Here is an 8,912-nt window from a genome sequence, read left to right as displayed (position 1 = left end):
ACTGGTTCGCGCGCGCGTTCAACTCGCCGTACGTCAGATGGTGGTCTTCGTAAACCACCGCCACCGCATCCGGCTGCGCGGTCGCCTGCTGCTCGAACAGTTCGTGGATCAGCGCATCCTTCGGATAGTCGGTCGCCGTGGCATTGAAGCCTTCCAGTACCTGCGCCCGCTGCACGGCCGTCATGATCGGCAGCGTGGCGACGGCCTGCGCGTCGGACRCGGCCATCGCCTCCAGCACAGTCATGAAGTGGCCAGCGAGGCGTTCGACCGTGCTGCGGTCGAACAGGTCCACCGCATAGTCGATGCCGCCATGCAGGCCCGCGCCGCCATCGTTCAACGACAGCGACAGATCGAACTGYGCAATGGTGTGTTCGCTTTGYACCTGCGACAGCGTCAGGCCAGGCAGCTCCATCGCATCGCCGCCGGGCGTGTTGTTCAAGGACAGCATCACCTGGAACARCGGRCTGTGGCTCAGGCTRCGCGCCGGCTGTACCGCTTCCACCACCTGCTCGAACGGCAGTTCCTGGTGCGCGAACGCCTCCAGCGTCCTGGTGCGCGAACGCCTCCAGCGTCGTTTCCTTCACCTGCGCCAACAGGCCGGCCACCGTCAACGGCTCCGACAGGCGCGTACGCAAGGCCAGCGTGTTGACGAAGAAGCCRACCAGCGCCTCCACCTCGCGCCGCTGCCGGTTGGCCACCGGCACGCCSACGACGACRTCGTCCTGACCCGACAGCCGCGACAGCAGCAGCGACCAGCCGGCCAGCAATACCGCAAACAACGTRGTGCCGTGCGACTGCGCCAGCACGCGCAGCTTTCCGGCCAACTCGGCCGACAACGCCACCGGCACCACGGACCCCGCATAACGCTGCACCGGCGGACGCGGACGGTCGGTCGGCAGCTCCAGCAGGGCCGGTGCACCCACCAGGTGATCGCGCCAGAACGCCGTCTGCCGTTCCAGCTCCTCGCCCTGCAGCCAGCCACGCTGCCAAGCCGCATAGTCGGCGTACTGGATCGCCAAAGGCGGCAACGGATCGCCCTGCCCTGCGCAGAACGCGGTGTACAGCGCCGCGAACTCCCGCACCATCACCCCGGTCGACCAGCCGTCGCTGACGATGTGGTGCTGGGTGATCAGCAGCACGTGCTCCTCTTCGGCCGTACGCAGCAAGCGTCCGCGGATCAGCGGCCCCTGCTCGAAGTCGAACGGTGCCACGGCTTCGGCCTCCACCTGCTCGCGTACCGCCTGCTCGCGGGTCTCGGCGGGCAACTGCGTGAGGTCGTGCTCGGCCAGGGCAAAGCCGATGTCTTCGGGTGCGAACACCTGCTGCGGCACGCCATTCACGGCGATGATTCGCGCACGCAAACCTTCCTGGCGGACCAGCACGCGATCGAGCGCGGCCTTCAGGGCATCACGATTCAATTGCCCGCTCAAGCGCAGCGCCGCCGGCATGTGATACGCGCGGCTCGCGGATGCATCCAGCTGGTCGATGAACCACAGGCGTTGCTGCGACAACGACAACGGCAGCGGTTGATCGCGGCCGACGAGCTCGATGCGGCCCAAGGTACTCGCGCCGGCCTGGCCCACCGCCTGCGCGAACGCGTGCAGCACCGGATGGACGAAGAGCTCGCGCAGCGGCACTTCCACCCCCAGCCGCTCGCGCACGCGCGAGACCAGCTGCACCGCCAGCAACGAATGGCCGCCCAGCTCGAAGAAGTGATCGTGGCGACCCACTTGATCGACCTTCAGCAGCGCCTGCCAGATATCCGCCAGCGCGTCCTCGATTGCGCCCTGCGGCGCCTCGTATTCGCGCTGCACCAGTGAGCTGCCGTCCGGCGCGGGCAGCGCCTTGCGATCCAGCTTTCCGTTCGGCGTCAGCGGGAACGCGTCGAGCACCACGAAGGCACTGGGCACCATGTAGTCGGGCAGCTCCACCGACAGACGCGCACGCAGCTCGGCCACCGCAAGGTCCTGGTCCGCCGTCAGGTACGCCACCAGCCGCTTGTCGCCCGGCACGTCCTCGCGCGCCAGCACCACCGCCTCGCGCACGTCGGTGCAGGCACTCAATTTGGCCTCGATCTCGCCCAGCTCGATGCGGAAGCCGCGGATCTTCACCTGGAAATCGTTGCGCCCCAGGTACTCGATGGTGCCGTCCGGCCGCCAGCGACCGAGGTCGCCGGTCTTGTACATGCGCGGCCTCGATCTCGCCCAGCTCGATGCGGAAGCCGCGGATCTTCACCTGGAAATCGTTGCGCCCCAGGTACTCGATGGTGCCGTCCGGCCGCCAGCGACCGAGGTCGCCGGTCTTGTACATGCGYGCCTGCGGATCGGCRCTGAACGGATCGCGCACGAACCGCTCGGCCGTCAGCGCCTCGCGGTTCCAGTACCCGCGCGCCACGCCATCGCCGCCGATATGGAGCTCGCCCGAACCGCTCGGCCGTCAGCGCCTCGCGGTTCCAGTACCCGCGCGCCACGCCATCGCCGCCGATATGGAGCTCGCCCGCCACGCCCACCGGCACCGGGGCACCCTGCGCGTCGAGAATGTAGATCTGCATATTGGACAGCGGCTTGCCGATGCTCGGCGAATCGGCGGCGCCCAACGCGCAGGTCGTCGCGTCCACCGTGCATTCGGTCGGGCCATACACGTTGTGGAACTCGACCCCGTCGATTTGGCGCAGGCGTTCCCACAACGAGAGCGAGATCGCTTCGCCGCCNGTCCACCGTGCATTCGGTCGGGCCATACACGTTGTGGAACTCGACCCCGTCGATTTGGCGCAGGCGTTCCCACAACGAGAGCGAGATCGCTTCGCCGCCWATCAGCACTGTGCTCACGCCCGTCTCACCGCCCGATGCGAAGCCTGCCCCCAGGAGCATCTCCAACTGCGCCGGGGTGCAGTCGAAGGCGTCCACACGGTGCTCGCGCAGGTGCGCCAGCAGCGCCGCACTGTCCTGACGAACGGCCTGCGGGAAAATCACCAGCGTGCGTCCGGACAACAGCTGCGTCAGCGATTTCACCGACTGCTCGCGCAGGTGCGCCAGCAGCGCCGCACTGTCCTGACGAACGGCCTGCGGGAAAATCACCAGCGTGCGTCCGGACAACAGCTGCGTCAGCGATTTCACCGARGAGTCGAAGGTGATCGATGCATTCAAGCCCACYCGGGCCGCCTTSGCCAGGCCAGCGAACACCGCGCGCTCCAGGCTCAACCACAGGTTCACCACCGAGCGATGCTCGACCATCACGCCCTTGGGCATGCCGGTGGACCCGGAGGTATAGATCATGTAGATCAACTGCCGCGAACTCGCRCCGCGGGCACGGATATCCGGATTGTGGTCCGGATAAGCGRCCAACGTCGTTTCGCTGTCGTCCAGCGCCAGTTGCGGCACCGCACTTGCCGGCAGCCGCTCGCGCAGACCCGATTGCAGCAACAGCTGCTTCGGCGCGCAGTCTTCGAGYACGAAAGCCAGYCGCTCGGGCGGATGCTCCGGATCCAGCGGCACGTAGGCACCACCGGCCTTRAGGATGCCCAGCAGGCCSACCACCGTGTCCACGCTGCGCTCGACGCACAGCGCGACCCGATCGTCCGCCTGTACGCCTTGCGCGATCAGGTAATGCGCGATGCGGTTGGCGCGCGCGTTCAACTCGYCGTAGCGCAGCGCGGAGTCGCCGCAGATGACCGCGAGCGCATCCGGCTGCTCGGCYGCCTGTCGYTCGAACAACTCGTGGATCAGCGATTCCTGCGGATACTCGGCCGAGGTCGCGTTGAAGTCCGACAGCACATGATCGCGCTGCGCCGAYGTCATCATCGGCAGCGCCGCCGGCGACGCCGTCTCGTCGGCCACCATGCCTTCCAGCAGGGTGATGAAATGGCCGGCAAAACGCTCGATCGTCGCATGGTCGAACAAGTCGACAGCATCACCTGGAACAGCGGACTGTGGCTCAGGCTGCGCGCGGGCTGCACCGCTTCCACCACCTGCTCGAACGGCAGTTCCTGGTGCACGAACGCGCCCAGCGTCGCYTTCTTCACCTGCGCCAGCAGCTCCGCCACGCTMGCTGTCTCGCCCACGCGCACGCGCAGCGCCAGCGTGTTGACGAAGAAGCCGACCARCGCCTCCACCTCGCGCCGCTGSCGGTTCGCCACCGGCGTRCCGACCACCACGTCGTCCTGGCCCGACAGCCGCGACAGCAGCAGCGACCAGCCGGCCAGCAACACCATGAACAGCGTCGCTCCCTGSCGCTGACCCAACTGCTTCAGTCGCGCGCTCAGTTCCGCCGACAACGCGAAGGGCAAGGTRCCGCCGACATGACTCTGCACCGCCGGACGCGCACGGTCGGTCGGCAGCTCCAGCAGTGCCGGCGCGCCCACCAGGTGCTCGCGCCAGAACGCCGTCTGCCGATCCAGTTCCTCGCCTTGCAACCAGCCNCGCACGGTCGGTCGGCAGCTCCAGCAGTGCCGGCGCGCCCACCAGGTGCTCGCGCCAGAACGCCGTCTGCCGATCCAGTTCCTCGCCTTGCAACCAGCCRCGCTGCCACACCGCGTARTCGGCGTACTGGATGTCCAGCGCCGGCAGCGGATTGGCCCGCCCCTCGCTGTAGGCCGCGTACAACTGCGCGAACTCGCGAATGATGACGCCGATCGACCAGCCATCGCTGACGATGTGGTGCTGGGTAATCAGCAGCACGTGTTCCTCGTCGCCCGTACGCAGCAAGCGACCGCGGATCAGCGGCCCCTGGCTCAAGTCGAAGGGCGCGCCCGCTTCGTCGATCGCCTGCTCGCGCACCGCCTGCTCGCGGGCTTCGGCGGGCACCTGCGAGAGGTCGTGCTCTGCCAGGGCGAAGCCGATGTCCTCGGGTGCGAACACCTGGTGCGGCACGCCATCGACCGCAACCAAGCGTGCACGCAGGCCCTCCTGGCGCGCCACCAGCGTATCCAGCGCCTGCTTCAGCGCATCGCGATGCAGGCTGCCGCTCAGGCGCAGCGCTGCCGGCATGTGATACGCGCGGCTCGCGGACGCATCCAGCTGGTCGATGAACCACAGGCGTTGCTGCGACAACGACAATGGCAGCGGTTGATCGCGGCCGACGCGTTCGATGCGGCCCAATGTACTCGTACCGGCCTGGCCCACGGCCTGCGCGAACGCATGCAGCACCGGATGGACGAAGAGCTCGCGCAGCGGCACTTCCACCCCCAGCCGCTCGCGTACACGCGACACCAACTGTGCGGCCAGCAGGGAATGGCCGCCCAGTTCGAAGAAGTGATCGTGACGACCCACCTGTTCGATCTTCAGCAGCGACTGCCAGATCTCGGCCAGCCCCTGTTCGATCTCGCCTTGCGGCGCTTCGTACTCGCGCTGCACCAGCGAGCTGCCGTCCGGCGCGGGCAACGCCTTGCGATCGAGCTTGCCGTTCGGCGTCAGCGGGAACGNGCCTTGCGGCGCTTCGTACTCGCGCTGCACCAGCGAGCTGCCGTCCGGCGCGGGCAACGCCTTGCGATCGAGCTTGCCGTTCGGCGTCAGCGGGAACGCGTCGAGCACCATGAAGGCGCTCGGCACCATGTACTCGGGCAATTGCGCTTGCAGCGCTTCGCGCAACTGCACCCCCGTCGGCTCCGCTCCCGCCGACGGCACCACATACGCCACCAGCCGCTTGTCGCCCGGCACGTCCTCCCGCGCCAGCACCACCGCCTCGCGCACGTCGGCACACGCCGCCAGTCGGGCCTCGATCTCGCCCAACTCGATGCGGAAGCCGCGGATCTTCACCTGGAAATCGTTGCGACCCAGGTACTCGATGGTGCCGTCCGGTAGCCAGCGGCCGAGGTCGCCGGTCTTGTACATGCGTGCCTGCGGATCGGCACTGAACGGATCGCGCACGAACCGCTCGGCCGTCAGCGCCGGCTGGTTCAGATAGCCGCGTGCCACGCCATCGCCGCCGATATGGAGCTCGCCTGCCACGCCCACCGGCACCGGCTCGCCCTGCGCATCCAGAATGTAGACCTGCGTGTTCGCGATCGGACGGCCAATCGGTACCGAAGTGGCATCTTCGGCCAGCGCCTCGATCAGGTGCGTGCAAGCGAACGTCGTGGTCTCGGTAGGACCGTAACCGTTGATCAGGTGCGCAGGACGCTGCGCCTGCGCCAGCACGCTACGGATCGTGCGCGGATCGAGTGCGTCGCCGCCGACCAGCAGATAGCGCAGCTGCGCCAGCGACGCCTGCATGCTCGGCGCGTACTGGTTGAACAGGCCCGTCGCCGCCGACCAGCAGATAGCGCAGCTGCGCCAGCGACGCCTGCATGCTCGGCGCGTACTGGTTGAACAGGCCGACCGTCATCCACATCGCCGTGGCGCCGTGGGCCAGCAGTTGCGCGTCGAATCGACGCGCATCCAGCACATCGGCCGGCGGCAGCACTAGCAGCCGCGCGCCATTGAGCAACGCGCCCCAGATTTCCCAGGTTGCCGCGTCGAAGGCCGGATTGGCCGCGTGCACCAGGCAGTCGTCGTCACCGGCCTGGAAATACGGGTTGTTGATCACCAGCCGGTTCACGTTACGGTGCTCGACCATCACACCCTTGGGCGTGCCGGTCGATCCGGACGTGTAGATCACGTACGCCAGGTGCCGCGAGCTCAGGCCATGCGCATGTGAATCCGGATTATGCGTCGGCTGTGCCGCCAGCAACGCCCGGTCTTCGCTGGTATCCAACCGCAGCGTGGGTACGCCGCATACCGGCAAGCGCTCCTCCAACGTGGCCTGAGTCAGCAATGCCACCGGCGCACTGTCCTCCAGCATGTACGCCAGTCGCTCCGCCGGATAATCGGGATCCAGCGGCACATACGCCCCGCCCGCCTTCAGTATCCCCAGCAGCCCCACCACTATCTCCAGGCTGCGCTCCACGCAGATCGCCACCCGGTCGTCAGGCTTCACGCCCTGCGACAGCAGGTAATGCGCCACTTGGTTCGCCCGCGCATTGAGCTCGCCGTACGTCAGACGGTGGTCTTCGTAAACCGCCGCTATCGCATCCGGCTGCGCGGTCGCCTGCTGCTCGAACAGTTCGTGGATCAGCGCATCCTTCGGATAGTCGGTCGCCGTGGCATTGAAGCCCTCCAGCACCTGCGCCCGCTGCACGGCCGTCGTGATCGGCAGCGTGGCGACGGTCTGCGTGTCGGACGTGGCCATCGCCTCCAGCACAGTCATGAAGTGGCCAGCGAAGCGTTCGACCGTGCTGCGGTCGAACAGGTCCGCCGCATAGTCGATGCCGCCATGCAGGCCCGTGCCACCGTCGTTCAACGACAGCGACAGATCGAATTTCGCAATGGTGTGCTCGCTTTGCACCTGCGACAGCGTCAGGCCAGGCAGCTCCATCGCATCGCCGCCGGGCGTGTTGTTCAAGGACAGCATCACCTGGAACAACGGGCTGTGGCTCAGGCTGCGCGCCGGCTGTACCGCTTCCACCACCTGCTCGAACGGCAGGTCGTCCTGACCCGACAGCCGCGACAGCAGCAGCGACCAGCCGGCCAGCAATACCGCAAACAACGTGGTGCCGTGCGACTGCGCCAGCACGCGCAGCTTGCCGGCCAACTCGGCCGACAACGCCACCGGCACCACGGACCCGGCATAACGCTGCACCGGTGGACGCGGACGGTCGGTCGGCAACTCCAGCAACGCCGGTGCGCCCACCAGGTGATCGCGCCAGAACGCGGTCTGCCGCTCCAGTTCCTCGCCTTGCAGCCAGCCACGCTGCCAAGCCGCATAGTCGGCGTACTGGATGTCCAGCGCCGGCAACGGATTGGCCCGCCCCTCGTTATAGGCCGCGTACAACTGTGCGAACTCGCGAACGATGACGCCGGTCGACCAGCCGTCGCTGACGATGTGGTGCTGGGTAATCAGCAGCACGTGTTCCTCTTCGGCCGTACGCAGCAAGCGACCGCGGATCAGCGGCCCCTGGCTCAAGTCGAAGGGCGCGCCCGCTTCGTCGGCCGCCTGCTCGTTTATCGCCTGCTCGCGGGCCGCGACGGGCAACTGCGAGAGGTCGTGCTCGGCCAGGGCAAAGCCGATGTCTTCGGGTGCGAAGACCTGGTGCGGCACGCCATCGACCGCAACCAGGCGCGCACGCAGACCTTCCTGGCGCGCCACCAGTGTGTCCAGCGCTTGCTTCAACGCATCGCGATGCAGGCTGCCGCTCAGGCGCAGCGCTGCTGGCATGTGATACGCGCGGCTCGCGGATGCATCCAACTGATCGATGAACCACAGGCGTTGCTGCGACAACGACAACGGCAGCGGTTGATCGCGGCCGACGCGCTCGATGCGGCCCAATGTGCTCGCGCCGGCCTGGCCCACCGCCTGCGCGAACGCGTGCAGCACCGGATGGACGAAGAGCTCGCGCAGCGGCACTTCCACGCCCAGTCGCTCGCGCACGCGCGAGACCAGCTGCACGGCCAGCAGCGAATGGCCGCCCAGCTCGAAGAAGTGATCGTGGCGACCCACCTGATCGACCTTCAGCAGCGCCTGCCAGATCTCCGCCAGCGCTTCCTCGATCTTGCCCTGCGGCGCTTCGTACTCGCGCTGCACCAGCGAGCTGCCGTCCGGCGCGGGCAGCGCCTTGCGATCGAGCTTGCCGTTCGGCGTCAGCGGGAACGCGTCCAGCACCACGAAGGCACTGGGCACCATGTAGTCGGGCAGTTCCACCGACAGACGCGCACGCAGCTCGGCCACCAAAAGGTCCGCGCCCGCATCCGCCGTCAGGTACGCCACCAGCCGCTTGTCGCCCGGCACGTCCTCCCGCGCCAGCACCACCGCCTCGCGCACGTCAGCACACGCCGCCAGTCGGGCCTCGATCTCGCCCAGCTCGATGCGGAAGCCGCGGATCTTCACCTGGAAATCGTTGCGCCCCAGGTACTCGATGGTGCCGTCCGGCCGCCAGCGAC

General features: G+C 67.6%; 5 protein-coding genes. All 5 read right to left on the bottom strand.

Annotated elements, in window-relative coordinates; all coding sequences use genetic code 11:
* A partial coding sequence (locus ASE43_RS21755) for a condensation domain-containing protein (RefSeq protein ID WP_235568671.1) occupies window positions 1-2,186 on the bottom strand: 2,186 nt, incomplete at its 3' end.
* Window positions 2,108-2,686 carry an AMP-binding protein gene (locus ASE43_RS22900; protein WP_343123556.1) on the bottom strand — a complete coding sequence of 193 codons (579 nt, stop codon included), beginning with the start codon at window positions 2,684-2,686 and terminating at the stop codon, window positions 2,108-2,110. The genes ASE43_RS21755 and ASE43_RS22900, both read right to left, overlap by 79 nt.
* A 25-nt stretch (window positions 2,687-2,711) precedes the next feature.
* A partial coding sequence (locus ASE43_RS22315; protein ID WP_235568670.1) for an AMP-binding protein occupies window positions 2,712-3,899 on the bottom strand: 1,188 nt, incomplete at its 3' end.
* Between the two features lie 1,521 nt (window positions 3,900-5,420).
* The coding region (locus ASE43_RS22810; protein WP_255356366.1) for an amino acid adenylation domain-containing protein at window positions 5,421-6,209 on the bottom strand (789 nt) is incomplete at its 3' end.
* Window positions 6,136-8,912, bottom strand: a 2,777-nt coding sequence (locus ASE43_RS07435) for a condensation domain-containing protein (RefSeq protein WP_157499741.1), incomplete at its 5' end; no start/stop codon positions are given. The genes ASE43_RS07435 and ASE43_RS22810, both read right to left, overlap by 74 nt.

This window comes from Lysobacter sp. Root983, from assembly GCF_001429345.1.
GTDB lineage: Bacteria > Pseudomonadota > Gammaproteobacteria > Xanthomonadales > Xanthomonadaceae > Lysobacter.
Note: the sequence above shows the minus strand (reverse complement) of the source record. Positions and strands in the feature narration are given on the sequence as shown.